Genomic DNA, 15,677 nt, shown 5'->3' with positions numbered 1-15,677 from the left:
GTGATCTTGCTTAGATCGTAACGTCTGTGATTTTTTGGGGTTCTATCTGCGACTAAAGTGCCTTCCTCATCCCATCTTCTTAGGGTTTGGATGGAAACACCCAGTGTTTTAGCTGCAACGCCAATACTAACATATCTACTCATTTGTATATAATAATATAGAAATAGGCAGATTTCAACTAGCAGTTATTAACCCTAAATCAATTTCAAAAAAAGTGCTGCACATTGCAGCACTTTTTGATTGCATCTTTTTATTTTGCAGTGCTGCTTGCAGAAGTCATCACAGTTTTTTGTGCCGCTAAATACTGTGCTTCCGCAGGTTGTTTTTCAATACGTTGTTCTTCTGGAAAACTCAGACTATGCACAATTTCAGTCGCTGCAACACTCGACCATGAACACCCTAAACTCATTAGACCTAACCCAATCAGCATCCACTTATTCATTTTCACTTTCCTCAATCTCTCATTTTTACAGCAGTCCGTTGTGCTCAATACATTAGGGTCTGTTGACAATTCGTCTATGTTTGCGGCATGAGAGATATATCTCGCAAGGTTTTTTAGCTGATATAAGGCATGGGACAGGAAATTTAGTCATTCTAAATGACTGGCACATAACGCAATAGCAGCAAAAAATATGCTCGCCCCGAAAGGCTGTGGCTAAAACTTTCTCAGATTGCGTTATGAAACTTAGCAATAATCTCGCTATTCCTTGCGTTTCATGCCTGATCTGCTCAGTTTTAGCCTACAGCGCAAGCCATTTATGAAATGTCAACAGACCCTAGCCTGCAAAAAAAATGCTGCGTGAACCGTGACAGAAAACTCTGCTTTTAAAGCGGTTATTAGACGTGAAAAGAGAAAAACTGAATATCACTGCAAATGGTGATTTTAGGTGAAAAGTGAACTTATTTTTTAGCACGCTCAATGCTACATAAGCCAATCGAATTCAAGTACAAAAGATAAAAGCGTAAAACGATATCCACATTTTACGCTTCATCTTAATTAAAGAAAGAATCTCACATGCCCTGTAATTTTTTTACCATTTCACCTAGGCGTTGTCCTTGCGCTTCACAAAGGATTTTTTCATCCTGACTCAAAGCCTGATCGTGGCGCGGGCCGCTCACATGCGTTGCACCATACGGCGTACCGCCCGTTTTGGTATTTGATAAAGCAGGATGCGCATTATGCAATCCCATAATCATCATTCCGTGGTGAAACAATGGCGGCAACATGGTCAATAAGGTACTTTCCTGTCCACCATGCATCGAACCCGATGAGGTAAAAACGCAGGCAGGTTTATTGTGCAATGCGCCATTCAGCCACAGACTAGTGGTTTGATCCCAGAAATATTTCATTTCAGATGCCATATTGCCAAAACGTGTAGGTGAACCTAAAGCCAAACCTGCACAATTGGCCAAGTCATCCAAAGTACAATAAATATCACCTTCGGCAGGAATACTTGGCTCGGCTTGTTGCACCACGGTCGAGATATTTGGCACAGTTCTAATTTTAACGGGCATGCCACTAGCCTCTACCCCGTTGGCAATTAAATGTGCCATTTCTTTGGTAGAACCATATTTACTAAAGTACAAAACCAGAATATATGCTTGCATCATGCTAAGAAATCAGACTAAAAATGAAAACTATACGGTATTTTGCTGCTTTTTTGGTTAAGCTTAACCATGAAAACAGATAAAGATGATTAAAAAAGTTGAGACAGCCACTGTATGATCGTTGAGTATTTAAAGAAACTGCCTTTTTATGACAAACAATGGTTTCAATTTGTCTTATTTGTGCTGCGTCGCTTTGAAGCAGATCGCTGCCGTGAACAAGCAGGCTCTTTAACCTACACTACCCTGTTTGCCGTTGTACCTATGCTCACCGTATTTTTGGTGATCATCTCATCCATTAAGGCACTCGAACCTGCACGGCAACAATTACAACAACTGATTTACAGCAACTTTTTACCTAAAACCACCATCGCCTTTGATAAAGCCTTAAATGCCTTTACCGACAAATCTAGCAACTTAACCGTCATCGGGATTTTGTTTTTATTCGTGACCACGGTGATGATGCTGACCAGTATTGAAACTGTGTTTAACCGAATTTGGCGGGTTAAGGAAACCCGTGGCGGCATTATGGGTTTTATGCGTTACTGGACCATTATCTCATTAGGCCCTATTTTACTGGGCAGTGCTTTTGTCATTTCCTCAACTTTGGCATCTATGAATGTGCTGAGTAATAACTTTGCAGGTTATGAACTCAATGGCGCATTTATTTTATGGCTGATTTCATTTGCCCTAACCATTTTAGGTTTTTTTATTCTGAATTGGACCATTCCCAACCGCAGTGTACCTATTAAAGCCGCATTAATTGCGGGGGTTTTCAGTGCTGTTGTATTTGAATTTTTGAAAAACCTGTTTGGTTTTATTATGTCCAACTTCACCAGTTATGAAATTATTTATGGTGCTTTTGCTGCCGTACCTATTTTCTTACTGTGGATTTTCCTGTCTTGGAATATTGTGCTGTTAGGTGTTGAAATTAGTTATGCCTTGACCGCTTTTGAAGCCAGTCGCGAAAAAAAATGCCATCCGCTGCTCATGCTATTGGACTTACTGGAATTGTTTTACAAAAAACAAATGCGCGGAGAAAGTGTCACTGAAGCTGAAGCCTTAGATGTATTGGGACGTAATGAAATTGGGCGCTGGCCGTCTTATGTGCTGATGCTAGAACAACAAAATTTAATTAAACGTACTGAAAATGATGAATTTGTTTTGGTGCGCAATTTATCTCAGGTAGATTTTTGGAGTTTTTATTCACAGCTACCGTATTCATTGCCACGTCGTCAGGACTTGGCCAATGTCTATCCTGATGATGAATGGATGCAAAAACTTGGCCCCGTACTCAGTGAAACCGATGACTATTTGGCTGCCAAATTGTCGATTCCGCTCTCTAAGATTTTTGAAGAAAAATAATCTTGTACGCGCTCGCTAGATTTTAAATATCACCCATCTTCAAATTTAAACCCGTATTGAGCTACTAGGTTATTTGAAGATGATTTTTACATGACAACATTGCTGATGTTGAGTCTTGCTCAAGTTCATGGAAAAGCTGCAAATACTTATTTTCTTTTTAGTACTTGGGTTTTATGTTTAAACCAACATTGAGCATTCACCATCAACACCCCCAGCATGACCAAAACAGCCCCAATCATAAAACTTTGGCTCAAGCTTTCATTCAACAACCATACACCAAACAATACGCCAAATAATGGCGTTAAAAATGAAAACACGCCTAAACTGGATGCTAAATATTGTTTCAGCAACCAAAACCAAGCGAGATAGCTAATAAACGAAATCAATACCGCATGAAAAATCAAACTGCCTATGGCTAAGGCTGTCCAATGAATTTCAGCCTGTCCCATCCACCATGCCATCGGCAGTAAAATCAAAAAACCACCCATCAATTGGTAAAACAAAGTTTGTGTTGCAGGGGCTTCCGATAAACGACTTAGACGTACCGCAACAGTTGTGGCTGCCCAAAGTATGCCTGCACTCAGCGCAAGTAAATCGCCAAAAAGCATCTGGCTGAAGTTTTGGTGGCTCTCTTGTTGCACAGTATCACGCCATAAAAAAGTCACCGCTATGCCAGCAAAAGACAACAGAATCCCGCCCCATTGCAAGCGAGATAAACGCTCTGCAGGTAGTTTCCAATGCAACGCTAAAGCCACAAAAATAGGCGCGGTATATAGTAAAACCACCACATGCGACGCAGAAGTATATTGAATCGCCTGCCCTAACATAAAAAATTCTGCGGCAAATAAAATACCCACCAATATGCCTGCAGGCAGATATTCAGTCGAAGCCCATTGTGTATTTCTTGCAAGCAATAACAAAGGCAACACCATCACAGCAGACAAGCCTGAACGCAGTGCCAATTGCATCAAGGGTGAAATATCTGCTGCAGCAACTTTTAGCACCACTTGTTGCAAACCCCAAAAAACACACAAAATTAGCATCATACTGCTGGCTTTTGCATCAAGTGCTTGGCGTGAACTCATGGCTGAACCTGATCTGAGATAAAAAATAGACTTTAAAGTAAGCAGCGGACTCAACCTACATCTTTTGGATATTCAACATCATTGAGTACTTGAGGAGTTTTGGCATTATGCGCGACTTTGCATAAAAAAAGCGACCTAAATAGATCGCTAATTTTTAAGGATTAACTTAATCATCTGTTGCGAAAGCAATATCACTGAGTCCGGCTTCACTCGCACGTGACATCACTTGCGCCACAGTATCATAACGCGCATCTTTATCTGCTCTTAACACCACGGTTGGCTGTTGAGCTTGCTGACTAGCATCATTAAAGCGGGTTTGCAACTCATCTAAACTAATGATTTGATCATCCCACGCCACTTCACCATTGGCATTGATACTGACCTGAATTTGCTCAGGCGGTAAATCAACAATTTCTGCGCTGGTTTGCGGTAAGGTTAATGGTATAGATGGGTTGGCAACGGTCGCTGTCACCAAAAAGATGATCATCAATACCAACATAATGTCGATCAGGGGAATAAGGTTCATCTCATTCATGCCTGAATCGTTGTCTTCACCCAATTGAAAAGCCATTAAACCTGACCTCCCACTAAACTTTGTTGTGTTGCATTCACTTCAGTTCTTTGAACAGAAGAATCTTGTTGCAACATGGTGTCAATCAACAAACTATGTGCATGATCTTGCAAATTTGTAGATAAGGTACGGTTCACACGCGAACAAATGTTGTAAGCAATCACGGCAGGAATCGCCACCGCCAAACCGAAGCCCGTCATAATCAACGCTTCACCAACAGGCGTTGCCACTTGAGCCAATCCCGCCTGACCGCTTTTTCCAACCGCAACGAGTGCATGGAAAATACCCCAAACTGTACCAAACAAACCCACAAACGGTGCTAATGACGCAATTGTACCCAGTACCGATACGCCTTTTTCTGCCGATGCTTTTTCTACCGAAATTTGACGCAATAAGGCTTGCTCAGCAACCGCTTTACGCTGCTCAAAATTTAAGGGCACCAGTTTTGCTTTAAGCTGATTTAAAGCCTGTGACAGTTGAGCATAAGCTTGTTGCTTCAATTGGCGCGTGCCTATCAAACGTAATGCGAAGATGGTCCATGTCGCAATCGACATCGCCAATAACACGAAATACAGCGTTTTGCTGACTGCATCTGCGTGTTGCCAATAGACGGAAAAGTTCATACTCGAACTCCTGTTGAAGGTTAGCCGTTAGGGTTCAATGTCAATTCAAAAGGCTGCTCAGCACGAATTGGATAAGCCACGCCATTTTCTTTGTACGGTTTGAATTTTGCACTACGCACTGCGCGTAAAATCTTTTGATCTAAAGCAGGTACACCACTAGAACGCGTAATTTGAGCATCGGTGATCACGCCTTTTTCATTGGCTTCAATCCGAACCACCACGTTACGGGTTTCTCCCTGTAAATCACGATTGGTATAAGAAGGTTTTGGAGAACGACTCCATTGCACGCCTGAGCCGCCAATCGACACTGTTTTTGGAGCAGAAGGTGCGACAGGAGCAGGTGCTGGCGCAACAGGTGCAACTGTCGGTTTCGGTGCAGGCTGTACCACTTTAGTTTCAGTCACCGTTGCTACAGGTGCAGGTTGCACCACACGTTCGACTGGTTTTTCTACGGGCTTCGCCACGGGTTTAGGGGCTTCTGCTTTTTTAACTTGCTGTACTTTTTCTACTTTTTTCGGTGGCGGTGGCAACGGTTTTTCTACCACAGGCACTTCTTTTACAGGCTGAGGCTTGGGTTTTTCAGGCTGTGGTTCAGCCTTAGGTTGCGGTGGCAACGGTTTAGGCTGTTCTTGAATTTTTACAAAGCGTACTTTTAAAGGTTCTTTTTCTATGGGCTTTAAGGTCGGAGTTTGCATTTGCCCCAATGCCCACAACACACCGACATGACCTAATGCAACCACAGCTAAAGCCGTCACAACTTTCTTTTTCATGGCATTGGGCATTTGTAGCATAGCGTTGGGAGATTGGTTCATTAAAGTCAGCGACCTTCAAAAGCAATTGCCAAACCATCACAATTCCGAACGATCAAACTGATCGGTTAGCACAATTAAAGTAACGCAATAATAAATGAGAAGTGTTTTCATTTGCAACTATTTTTTAATAACAAACGTGAATCATCCAATAAATTTGCTATTTTAAAAACAGTTTAAATAAATGTTATAACATTACAATTTTAGCATAAAAAAACATGCCATGTCGGCATGTTTTAATTCGATTTTTAGATAGCTTTTACCCTATTGAAATACAACAGTTTTGTTGCCATCTACAATAATACGGTCTTCCAAATGCCATTTAACTGCACGTGCCAGTACATTACGTTCCACATCCTGACCCAATTCACGCAGTTGATCTACCGTAAAGTCGTGGTTTACACGCTCTACATCTTGCTCAATGATCGGACCTTGATCTAGGTCTGCTGTTACATAGTGTGCAGTTGCACCAATCAGTTTTACGCCTTTTTCATAAGCTTGTTTATATGGATTTGCGCCCACGAAAGCAGGCAGGAATGAATGGTGAATATTGATCACTTTCATTTCCCACTTAGAGACAAAGTCTTCATCCAAAATTTGCATATAACGCGCCAATACCAACAAATCATTGCCTTGCATCAATTCATCAATTTTAGCGTAAGCTTCACGTTTATTTTCTTTATTAACAGGCACTACTTCAAACGGAATACCAAAGTTTTCTACCGCTTCACGCAAGGTGTCATGGTTCGACACCACTTTGGTAATTTCACATGGTAAACCACCACGTGAATGACGCCATAATAGTTCGAGCAAAGCATGATCAACTTTAGACACCAAAATGCCGACTTTTTTCACATCGCTGACCAAAGCCAAACGCCATTGCATTTCATAACGCTCTGCCACGTTAGAAGCAAAGGTTTGCAATAAGCTTTCTTTACGGCTTTGCAAGTGATCCAGTTCAAACTCAACCCGCATGAAATAACGCCCGCCCTGAGCTTCTGTTGCGTATTGATCAAGCGCGGTAATGTTGGCTCCTTGATGATACAAAAAGCTCGATACAGCCTGCACAATACCTGGCTTATCTTCACAGGTAATCAGTAAACGTGCAGTATTCGCAGTCGTCATATTCATGTTGTTTTTAGTCACTACTTGGTTAAATTGAAAAACAAGCCGAGTATTCTAGCGCGTTTCTCAGACATTCTAAATAGCCATTCTCAGTCTCTTAGTCGGCTTGAGTATTTTTACTGGATGATAAACTCTCAAACAGTTCAGATGTGCCTAGTGTTTCTAGTAAACGCTCATAGGTTGCACGACTTTCACCCCGTAAATATGCCCCTTCAAGGAACAGCATTTGACGTAAAGCCTGCCAAATCCATTTTTCTTCCAAATGGTTTGAATCGGTAATGTGACCCGACATATATAAGAAGTTCGTCCAGTTGGTCAGCACAATCCAAATATTGATAATCAAGGCTTCAATTTCTGACTCAGTCATTTGCATCAGACCCGCATCCACAAAGGCCTGATAAATTTTTTGTCCCTGCTGCATGACCTGTCCTGCAAAACGTGGATACATTTTGCGGAAATCTTCATTGGTTTCGACCAAATGATAGACATCACGATGCAAAAAACGATAAGCCCACAGCTGACTACTGAGAACCTGAAAATAACGAATTTTGTCATTGGCATCTAAGCCACGATTTTCAGGCAAAGCCAGCATTTCTAAAGTTTCTTGCTGATATTGTTCCATCAGCTCTTTAATAATTTCGTTCTTATTGCGGAAGTGGTAATACAAGTTTCCTGGGCTCATGCCCAGTTCTGCCGCAATATGATTGGTTGTTACCGAACGCTCACCACGCTCGTTAAACAATTGCAAACTCAATTGCAAAATACGTTCTTTGGTTTTCAACGTTTTGGTTTGAGACATCCTAAAAACAACCATTCTTTAAAATTTGGGGGGCATGAAAACATAAAGTCACTTGACTGATTAGAGTAAATACTCTAAAAATTAACTTATATTGCTTTTATTGAATGGTAACATGCCATGAACAGTCAAACAAAAACAACTTCAATGACCCCACATTCACCCGATTTACAACGTCTGGATGATATTTTGGCATTGCAGAAATATGCCTATCAGCGTCATCCTGTCCCAAGTGCCAAAGAACGCATTGAACGCTTAGCCCGCTTAAAACGTGTGATTGTGAAATATCAGGATCAATTTGCCGAAGCCATTAACCGTGACTATGGCAACCGCGCCATTGCAGAAACCAAAATTGGTGAATTACTTACCTGCTTGGAACATATCAAATATTACAGCAAAAACCTGACCGACTGGATGAAGCCATCTAAACGTCAGGTTGGTATTATCCACCAACCTGCAAAAGCATGGGTACAGTATCAACCTTTAGGGGTAATTGGCATTATTGCACCTTGGAACTATCCGCTGCTGTTGTCTTTAGGCCCACTGATCTGTGCTTTGGCTGCAGGCAACCATGCCATGATCAAAATTTCCAGTGCTTCTGCGCATTTTGGTAAAGTACTGGAAAACGCCATGAGCGAAGCATTTCCACAGGAATTGGTGGCAGTAATTAATGGCGGCGGTATTATTTCCGATGCGTTCTGTCATTTGCCTTTTGACAAAATTATTTTCACAGGCTCTACCGAAGTCGGCAAAACTGTAATGGCTGCCGCGTCACAAAACCTTGTGCCTGTCATTTTAGAACTAGGTGGAAAATCCCCTGTTTTGGTGCATCCATCTAGCGATATGGTCGATGTAGCGCAGCGTATTGCGGTAGGTAAACTCTGGAATGCTGGACAAACCTGTGTTGCACCCGACTATATGTTCTTGCCTAAAGGCAAAACTGCCGAATTTATGGAGCATTTCGAGCAATTTGTGACCGAAATGTATCCGCATATTCGTGATAACCAAGACTACACTTCTATTATTAATGACAAACAATATCGTCGCTTACAGGGCTATTTAGAAGATGCACGTGAGCGAGGTGCAAATATTATTGAAATTAATCCGCAAAGTGAAAATGTGGCTGCAACCCGTAAAATGGCACCAACGGTACTGACCAATGTCAGTCCAGACATGCAAATTATGCAAAATGAGATCTTTGGTCCAGTCCTGCCAATCTTAGAATATGAACAAATTGATGATGTAATCGAGTTTATTAATAGCCGACCGCGTCCTCTTGCTTTATACTATTTCGACTTTGATCAGGCGCGTGCCGACTATGTCGCACAGCGAACCCATTCAGGGCATTTCGGACTCAATACTGTATTGACCCACGTTGCACAAGATGACTTACCATTTGGTGGTGTTGGTGCATCGGGCATGGGGAAATATCACGGTCCAGAAGGTTTTTTCAGCTTGTCACATGAACGGTCGGTAATGTCTAATCCGAAGCTTTACAGCTTGAAGTTCATTCTCCCCCCATTTGATAAGCCGATTCATCGATTGATTTCGAAGACGCTTCTTCGTTAACTGATCAAGGCATGAGCTATCAAACACGCTCATGCTGTTTTTGAAGAAAATCGCTTGTCTTTTAAGCGTATTTTTGATATAAAACGCTCCTTGAATGAATTCATCCGTTTATTTTTGACTGGCCATACAGATTTGCTGTTGGCTAAATCAATGGAGTTACACCATGTCTAAGGTTTGCCAAGTTACCGGCAAGCGTCCAGTCGTTGGTAACAACGTCTCACACGCCAACAACAAAACTAAGCGCCGGTTCGAGCCGAACCTGCACAACCACCGTTTCTGGTTAGAAAGCGAAAAACGTTTCGTACGTCTTCGTTTAACCACTAAAGGTATGCGTATTATCGACAAATTGGGCATTGAAAAGGTTGTTGCTGACCTTCGTGCTCAAGGTCAAAAGATCTAAGTAAGGAGTCAGGACAATGCGTGATAAGATTCGCTTAGTTTCTACAGCTGGTACAGGTTATTTCTATACCACTACTAAAAACAAACGTACTATGCCGGAAAAAATGGAAATCAAAAAATTTGATCCAAAAATCCGTCAACACGTAGTTTTCAAAGAAGCTAAAATCAAATAATTTTAGCTTTTTTAAAAAACGACCTTATTCAGGTCGTTTTTTTTTGCACTTTTTTTGCCTCACTTGTTAAAATTTCCTCGTTTTCTTTTTTGGCACTATTTGTGCTTGTCTTATTTCAGTCTTTTGACCGCACCTTCACCATGGCTTAGGAGTTTCTCGTGCCTCATGATGTAGAACTCATCATCTTACTTGCCGTTGGTTTTAGCTTGGCACTGGTATTTGGCTATATCGCTGCGCGCTTACGCCTTCCACCGCTTATGGGCTATCTGATTGCAGGTGTCATCATTAGTCCCAACACACCGGGCATTGTGGCAGATATTCATCTTGCCAACCAATTGGCAGAACTTGGGGTCATGTTCCTCATGTTCGGTGTTGGCATGCATTTCTCGCTAAATGATTTAATGCAGGTACGACGCATTGCTTTGCCTGGTGCAGTATTGCAGATCGCCGTGGCGACCCTGCTCGGTGTAGGCGTGTCGATGATGTGGGGTTGGAGTTTTGGTTCTGCCTTAATTTTTGGCTTGAGTCTGTCTTGTGCCAGTACCGTTGTGCTCTTAAAAGCATTGGGTGATCGTGGCCTGCTCGACTCCGTGAACGGTAAAATTGCCGTAGGCTGGTTGTTAGTTGAAGACTTAGTGATGGTCTTAGCATTGGTGCTTTTGCCTGCCACAGCTGTATTACTGGGTGGACAAGCCTTAGAAAGTACCAATGATGAAAATATTTGGCTAACACTCGGACTGACTTTACTGAAAGTTTCAGGCTTTATTGCCTTTATGCTCATTGTTGGCAAACGCCTTGTGCCCTTCATTATGCAAATTGTGGCACGCTTAGGTTCACGGGAACTGTTTACTCTAACGGTAGTCGCTGCTGCCGTATCAATTGCTTTCGGTGCTTATAAAATCTTTGGCGTGTCGATGGCACTTGGGGCGTTCTTTGCGGGGATGGTGGTCAAAGAATCTGATTTTAGTCATCGCGCCGAAGAAGAAACTTTACCCTTACGTGAAATTTTCTCCATCCTGTTTTTCGTTGCTGTGGGCATGCTGTTTGACCCGCGTATTCTGATAGAAGAACCACTGCATGTTTTAGCTGTCGTCGGCATTATCATGGTGGGTAAAACCATTGCAGCCATGGCATTGGTCTTGTTCTTCCGCTATCCACTCAATACAGCCTTGACCGTAGGCGCGAGCTTGGCACAAATTGGTGAGTTTTCCTTTATTTTGGCAACGCTAGGTGTATCTTTACAACTGCTGTCACTAGAAGGACAAAACCTGATTTTAGCAGGCGCACTCATTTCAATTACCCTCAATTCCTTTGTTTTTTCTGCGATTGAGCCTGTGCAAAACTGGATTCGGGAACGCTCTTATTTGGCGCGTTTGCTTGAACGCAGCAATGACCCTTTAGCCATGCTGCCCGATGAAGTTTCTCAAGATTATTTACGTGATCAGGTGGTGATTGTTGGACATGGTGAAGTCGGACGCCGCATTACTCAAAATTTAATGGCTGAAAATATTAAGGTCGTGATTGCAGAAGAAAACCGTGAAATTGTCGAAGACTTACGCGAAAAAGGCATTGCTGCAGTCAGCGGCATTGCCACAGAAGCGGGTGTACTGATTCAGGCACATATTCAACATGCACGACTACTCGTTCTCTCGCCTATGGACATTCTGGATATTCATAAAATTGTGGATATTGCCAAAACCCTAAACCCTGAAATTCAGGTTTTGGTGTGTGCAGAAAGCAAAGCCGAAGCGGAAGTAATTCGTAAAGACAACATTGGTGAAGTGTATTTTGCCAAAGAAGAAATGGCGAAAAATATGAGCAATTATATTTTAAATCAAATTGAAATTGCCCATCATCAGCCACCAACGCATTGAGCATCATTCATCTAAAACCCATAGCCAAAATCACAAAAAGCGCACCGTTTAAGCTGCGCTTTTTTGTTGATGTATAGATTGGCTTTCACTGTGTTGATGAAAAACTATCTAATACTGTCCATGATTTTAACCAAAGCAGATAGACAATCTATTCATTAAAGATAGCTCATCACCGAAAGACCTTTTCGGATTAACTCATAAATTGCGGCTGTTCATCCACAATTTCGGCATGCCATTCATTGACCTGCTTTTCCAACAAGCCAAATAATGCCGCCTGAATCATGTGCTGTGCCACAACAGCCGTCTGATCGCCCAATATGGCTTTGACTTCGTCATTGAACTGGATTTTGACCAACGGCTCTTTTTCAGAGCCTGCATTACGCAATGCCAACTCGCCACCTTCAAGCTGAACCAGCTCTAAAATTGCTTCCTGATTACCAAATAATTCTTTCAATTGCTCTATAGACATATATCCTCCATGCTGGACATGGTGGCAAAGGCGCTTGCTCTCTGCATCGTTCAGAATATTTATATCGGGCTGATCAGATTTTTTTCAAGGGTGTTTGGTCGGCTTAAAATTCCACCATTTCATTGCGAAAACCATCAATCAACTGGGTTAAATCACGATGCCATTCGCGCAAAATTTTCGTATCTGGTAGCCATGCTTGCGGAGATTGTGTGACTTTAATAATTAAATTAGATGACGTTTCCTGTTCAGGCTCTGGTGCACTCGGCTCAGGTGTGTACTGACATAAACGATACGCGCGTTTTAACTCTGCAATAAAGCCCGATTTGCTCAGTTGCTGCAAAATCGCCACTTCAGGGGAAATCTGTCCTTTGGCTGCCATCAGTTCTTCAATTGATTTAAGAGTTGGATGACTGTCATTTAAACGATAATACCGCACCAATTCCTGCAAAAAAGCCAGCACGGCACCATTTAAATGAAACACCGCAGCTTCACGATGTGCCTGCGCTTGCTGAACATGCTCGGTTTGCTCTGCCTGCTGACATGAAAGACGGGCGAAATATAATTTCTGATTGGTACGATCTGCATGAAAACGAGCAACACGGGACATGAGCTTTTCCTCAATTTAGCGTTCTAAGAAGCTTAGATTAAACCGATTTTCCTACAACGCCCAACAAAAAATACACTATTTTTACTGCGATAAAATCGTGCACCAAAGCGGCGCTCATCTCGTATTTTTACTAAAATTCACGCATAAAAAAGGAGCATTTTTTGCTCCCTTTGAACTATTTTGATGCAGGCTTATCTTCTGCTGCTTTGACACGTATTCCATGACCATGCAGACGCAAAGTATTCAGCGCTTTAATGGCTTTTACTGCCTCACGTGCATGTGGCATTTCTACAAATGCAAAACCTTTAGATTTTCCTGTTGCAGCATCCAACACCAAATTACAAGATTCTACAGTGCCATATTCCTGAAAAAGTTTTAACAATTCTTCTTCAGTAACAGTACGCTCTAAACTACGAACTAAAATTTTCATCTTACAACCTTAAAATAGGCAAAAAACATCAAAAAGCACTCGCCTACTCTACTTTTTGCAGGAAACCATGTGGCATAGTTTAATCGAGATCTATACCAAAATCTAAATTAATCGCTTGGCGTTCCACCAAGGCACTTTTCACAGTTTGCTGACGGGTACGGTGATGAGTTTCCATCGTACATAACTGCCGTGTCAGATCACTCAAAAAATAACTGTCCAGTTTGCGCCCTTGTTCATCTACCGTATCACGCGCCCATAAATTAAAATTTTGCTTGGTTAAAATCAGTTCATTTTGGGCACGGGTCAAAGCCACGTACAATACTCGACGTTCTTCTTCAATATCATCAAAACTGCCCTGCGCCCGTGCATGGGGGTACTGTCCTGCGGCCACATTCGCCACATAGCAGACTTTTTGCTCAGTCCCTTTGGCAGAATGGATGGTGATCAAAGTGACCACATCTGTATCAGACTGGCGTTCAATTTCAGAAATAGACACAGGATCAAGCACATATTCTTCTAAAAACTCACTTAACTGCGCATGCTTACCCGCCAGTTGTTGCACCAACTGAAAATCACCCTGACGACGATTCCAGTCTTTTTTATAGTTATCAGTCAATTGTTCCTGAATCGCTTCAATGCCTAAACCGACGCAAGCTGCAACTTCATGGCGTAAGACATCCATTTGCTTCATGATCAATAAAGTTTTTTCTGGCAAGCGTCCAAATTTTTCCAGCTTTTCAATCACCTTATCCATTGTGGGTTCAAGTAACAATTGCTGCGCCAACTTACTCGCACCGACATCACCCACGCCATTCCATAAAGTGAGAAAACGCATCCATGCAATATCATCTAAAGGATTGGCAATAACGCGCAATAAACTAAGTAAGTCTTTCACATGCGCAGTTTCCAAGAGCTTCATGCCGCCAATAAAACGATACGGCACACTTGCCGCAATACAGGCAGCTTCAATATGTCGCGCTGCAAAACTTGAACGCACCAAGACCATGTGATCTGACCACGGCGCGCCTTGCAAGAAATGTCGCTCTTTAATATCAATCGCAATCCATTTGGCTTCATCAAATTCATTCGGGAAAATATGCATTTTGGGTTTGATGCCATCACCACGATGCGCCTGCAACCGTTTGTTATAGCGAATCTCACTTTGATCTAACAACCAATTGGACAGGTCTAAAATTTCCTGCGTAGAACGGTAATTTTGCTCTAATTTGAAAATTTGAGCATTGGGTACGCGCTCTGTGAAATGATGAATATTTTCAAAATCTGCACCACGGAAACCATAAATCGATTGTGCATCATCGCCCACACAAAACAAACTGACCCGATCTTTTAAAGGCTCAAGCAAAGCCCATTGCAAAGGATTGGTGTCCTGCATTTCATCGACCAGAAGATGCTGACAAATTGACGCGACATAATCGACCAGACCTTCCGACTGCGCCAATGCCGATGCCACCACAGCCAAAATATCGTCATAATCGAGAAAGCCACGTGCACGTTTACGGCTTTCGTATTCCTGCATAATTTCAGCAATTTGATCTTTTAATGCCAAATATTCAGGCTGTTGCTTTTCTAAAGCCACACTCAGTTTTTGACGGGTATTCCGCGCAAAAGAATACAAATCACATAATTCTTGAGGCTTAGGCAACTGACTTGGATTTTTCTTATCATCTTTTCCGCGAATGAGGCGAAACATCATCAACTGATCATCACGATCAATAATAGAAAATTGTTCCAAGCCAAAAGCTTTAGGAATACGTCGTAACAAGTACATACAAAAAGTATGAAAGGTCGAAGCACGTAAGCCTTTGGCTTGCTCGCCCAGTGCCAACTCCACCCGTGCGACAATTTCACTCGCCGCACGGCGGGTAAAGGTCAAAATTTGAATTTGATTGGCTGGAATACCTTGATCAATCAAGTACGCTGCACGTGCCACAATGGTTTTGGTTTTGCCACAGCCTGCGCCAGCCAAGACCAGACTATGTTGATATGCTGTCGTGGCTGCTTGTTTTTGCTGGGGATTCAATTCATCAATTAGGCTGGCTAAACTCATAGTGACTCATCGTACTGGGTGGATGAATAGTTTAACAGATCGGTTTAGGAATAAACCCATGAATATAAATGGCTCGGTTCATGCCTAAACACATACTTTTACACAAGCT

General features: G+C 42.2%; 18 protein-coding genes. 5 read left to right on the top strand and 13 right to left on the bottom strand.

Going from position 1 to position 15,677, the window contains the following annotated elements:
- From FTU98_RS10100 to wrbA, 3 genes are all read right to left on the bottom strand, one after another.
- Positions 1-143, bottom strand: a 143-nt coding sequence (locus tag FTU98_RS10100) for a MerR family DNA-binding transcriptional regulator (protein WP_180051367.1), incomplete at its 3' end; no start/stop codon positions are given.
- A gap of 107 nt (positions 144-250) precedes the next feature.
- Positions 251-442, bottom strand: a complete 192-nt coding sequence (locus tag FTU98_RS10095) for a hypothetical protein (protein ID WP_004976167.1) — start codon at positions 440-442, stop codon at positions 251-253.
- Between the two features lie 569 nt (positions 443-1,011).
- Positions 1,012-1,608, bottom strand: coding sequence for an NAD(P)H:quinone oxidoreductase (gene wrbA, locus FTU98_RS10090; protein WP_026438329.1), 597 nt, complete (start codon positions 1,606-1,608; stop codon positions 1,012-1,014).
- 114 nt (positions 1,609-1,722) lie between these two features.
- On the opposite strand from wrbA, the gene FTU98_RS10085 reads away from it, so the two are divergent.
- Positions 1,723-2,970: a YihY family inner membrane protein gene (locus FTU98_RS10085; protein WP_131261034.1), complete on the top strand. Its 1,248-nt coding sequence runs from the start codon at positions 1,723-1,725 to the stop codon at positions 2,968-2,970.
- Between the two features lie 146 nt (positions 2,971-3,116).
- Here FTU98_RS10085 and FTU98_RS10080 read toward each other — a convergent pair whose 3' ends face one another.
- From FTU98_RS10080 to FTU98_RS10055, 6 genes are all read right to left on the bottom strand, one after another.
- Positions 3,117-4,055 carry a DMT family transporter gene (locus FTU98_RS10080; RefSeq protein WP_136144062.1) on the bottom strand — a complete coding sequence of 313 codons (939 nt, stop codon included), beginning with the start codon at positions 4,053-4,055 and terminating at the stop codon, positions 3,117-3,119.
- A gap of 166 nt (positions 4,056-4,221) precedes the next feature.
- A complete protein-coding gene (locus tag FTU98_RS10075; RefSeq protein WP_004976158.1) occupies positions 4,222-4,626 on the bottom strand; it encodes a biopolymer transporter ExbD in 405 nt (134 codons plus the stop codon).
- Entirely contained in the window at positions 4,626-5,249 is a 624-nt protein-coding gene (locus FTU98_RS10070; protein ID WP_096901723.1) for a MotA/TolQ/ExbB proton channel family protein, read from the bottom strand. The genes FTU98_RS10075 and FTU98_RS10070 overlap by 1 nt, the downstream gene beginning before the upstream one ends.
- Positions 5,250-5,269: 20 nt before the next feature.
- Positions 5,270-6,061 carry an energy transducer TonB gene (locus FTU98_RS10065; protein ID WP_104853035.1) on the bottom strand — a complete coding sequence of 264 codons (792 nt, stop codon included), beginning with the start codon at positions 6,059-6,061 and terminating at the stop codon, positions 5,270-5,272.
- Positions 6,062-6,322: 261 nt separating this feature from the next.
- Positions 6,323-7,189, bottom strand: coding sequence for a formyltetrahydrofolate deformylase (purU, locus tag FTU98_RS10060; RefSeq protein WP_180051366.1), 867 nt, complete (start codon positions 7,187-7,189; stop codon positions 6,323-6,325).
- Between the two features lie 91 nt (positions 7,190-7,280).
- A complete protein-coding gene (locus FTU98_RS10055) occupies positions 7,281-7,982 on the bottom strand; it encodes a TetR/AcrR family transcriptional regulator (RefSeq protein ID WP_004976150.1) in 702 nt (233 codons plus the stop codon).
- Between the two features lie 117 nt (positions 7,983-8,099).
- Between FTU98_RS10055 and FTU98_RS10050 the strand changes: the two genes are divergently transcribed.
- The 4 genes from FTU98_RS10050 to FTU98_RS10035 all read left to right on the top strand — a co-directional run bounded on the left by FTU98_RS10050 (position 8,100) and on the right by FTU98_RS10035 (position 11,994).
- Positions 8,100-9,548 carry a coniferyl aldehyde dehydrogenase gene (locus tag FTU98_RS10050; protein WP_004976148.1) on the top strand — a complete coding sequence of 483 codons (1,449 nt, stop codon included), beginning with the start codon at positions 8,100-8,102 and terminating at the stop codon, positions 9,546-9,548.
- 163 nt (positions 9,549-9,711) lie between these two features.
- On the top strand, positions 9,712-9,948 hold the full coding sequence (gene rpmB / locus FTU98_RS10045) for a 50S ribosomal protein L28 (RefSeq protein WP_004976147.1): 237 nt from the start codon (positions 9,712-9,714) through the stop codon (positions 9,946-9,948).
- Between the two features lie 16 nt (positions 9,949-9,964).
- Positions 9,965-10,120, top strand: coding sequence for a 50S ribosomal protein L33 (gene rpmG, locus FTU98_RS10040; RefSeq protein ID WP_004976146.1), 156 nt, complete (start codon positions 9,965-9,967; stop codon positions 10,118-10,120).
- A 158-nt stretch (positions 10,121-10,278) separates the two neighbouring features.
- Positions 10,279-11,994 (top strand): cation:proton antiporter, encoded by a 1,716-nt coding sequence (locus FTU98_RS10035; protein ID WP_131261038.1) that lies wholly within the window; start codon positions 10,279-10,281, stop codon positions 11,992-11,994.
- 190 nt (positions 11,995-12,184) lie between these two features.
- On the opposite strand, the gene FTU98_RS10030 is transcribed toward FTU98_RS10035, so the two are convergent.
- The 4 genes from FTU98_RS10030 to FTU98_RS10015 all read right to left on the bottom strand — a co-directional run bounded on the left by FTU98_RS10030 (position 12,185) and on the right by FTU98_RS10015 (position 15,568).
- Complete coding sequence (locus tag FTU98_RS10030; protein WP_131261040.1) at positions 12,185-12,463, bottom strand: hypothetical protein; 279 nt, start codon at positions 12,461-12,463, stop codon at positions 12,185-12,187.
- Between the two features lie 103 nt (positions 12,464-12,566).
- A complete protein-coding gene (locus FTU98_RS10025; RefSeq protein ID WP_180051364.1) occupies positions 12,567-13,070 on the bottom strand; it encodes a DUF6586 family protein in 504 nt (167 codons plus the stop codon).
- 175 nt (positions 13,071-13,245) lie between these two features.
- Complete coding sequence (locus FTU98_RS10020; protein WP_004976139.1) at positions 13,246-13,500, bottom strand: RNA-binding protein; 255 nt, start codon at positions 13,498-13,500, stop codon at positions 13,246-13,248.
- 79 nt (positions 13,501-13,579) lie between these two features.
- Entirely contained in the window at positions 13,580-15,568 is a 1,989-nt protein-coding gene (locus FTU98_RS10015) for an ATP-dependent helicase (RefSeq protein ID WP_180051362.1), read from the bottom strand.
- Between the last annotated feature and the right edge of the window lie 109 nt (positions 15,569-15,677).

The organism is Acinetobacter sp. YH12211, from assembly GCF_013418015.1.
GTDB classification, from domain to species: Bacteria; Pseudomonadota; Gammaproteobacteria; order Pseudomonadales; family Moraxellaceae; genus Acinetobacter; species Acinetobacter towneri.
The sequence above is the reverse complement of the archived record's forward strand: the minus strand, read 5'-3'. Positions and strand labels throughout refer to the sequence as shown.

Excerpts from the sequence above, each read along its gene's own strand:
- wrbA (WP_026438329.1), bottom strand. The coding sequence starts at position 1,608 with ATGCAAGCATATATTCTGGTTTTGTACTTTAGTAAATATGGTTCTACC.
- FTU98_RS10085 (WP_131261034.1), top strand. The coding sequence starts at position 1,723 with ATGATCGTTGAGTATTTAAAGAAACTGCCTTTTTATGACAAACAATGG.
- FTU98_RS10075 (WP_004976158.1), bottom strand. The coding sequence starts at position 4,626 with ATGGCTTTTCAATTGGGTGAAGACAACGATTCAGGCATGAATGAGATG.
- FTU98_RS10015 (WP_180051362.1), bottom strand. The coding sequence starts at position 15,568 with ATGAGTTTAGCCAGCCTAATTGATGAATTGAATCCCCAGCAAAAACAA.
- rpmG (WP_004976146.1), top strand. The coding sequence starts at position 9,965 with ATGCGTGATAAGATTCGCTTAGTTTCTACAGCTGGTACAGGTTATTTC.
- rpmB (WP_004976147.1), top strand. The coding sequence starts at position 9,712 with ATGTCTAAGGTTTGCCAAGTTACCGGCAAGCGTCCAGTCGTTGGTAAC.
- FTU98_RS10070 (WP_096901723.1), bottom strand. The coding sequence starts at position 5,249 with ATGAACTTTTCCGTCTATTGGCAACACGCAGATGCAGTCAGCAAAACG.
- FTU98_RS10030 (WP_131261040.1), bottom strand. The coding sequence starts at position 12,463 with ATGTCTATAGAGCAATTGAAAGAATTATTTGGTAATCAGGAAGCAATT.
- FTU98_RS10050 (WP_004976148.1), top strand. The coding sequence starts at position 8,100 with ATGAACAGTCAAACAAAAACAACTTCAATGACCCCACATTCACCCGAT.
- FTU98_RS10020 (WP_004976139.1), bottom strand. The coding sequence starts at position 13,500 with ATGAAAATTTTAGTTCGTAGTTTAGAGCGTACTGTTACTGAAGAAGAA.
- FTU98_RS10055 (WP_004976150.1), bottom strand. The coding sequence starts at position 7,982 with ATGTCTCAAACCAAAACGTTGAAAACCAAAGAACGTATTTTGCAATTG.
- FTU98_RS10025 (WP_180051364.1), bottom strand. The coding sequence starts at position 13,070 with ATGTCCCGTGTTGCTCGTTTTCATGCAGATCGTACCAATCAGAAATTA.
- FTU98_RS10065 (WP_104853035.1), bottom strand. The coding sequence starts at position 6,061 with ATGAACCAATCTCCCAACGCTATGCTACAAATGCCCAATGCCATGAAA.
- FTU98_RS10095 (WP_004976167.1), bottom strand. The coding sequence starts at position 442 with ATGAATAAGTGGATGCTGATTGGGTTAGGTCTAATGAGTTTAGGGTGT.
- purU (WP_180051366.1), bottom strand. The coding sequence starts at position 7,189 with ATGAATATGACGACTGCGAATACTGCACGTTTACTGATTACCTGTGAA.
- FTU98_RS10080 (WP_136144062.1), bottom strand. The coding sequence starts at position 4,055 with ATGAGTTCACGCCAAGCACTTGATGCAAAAGCCAGCAGTATGATGCTA.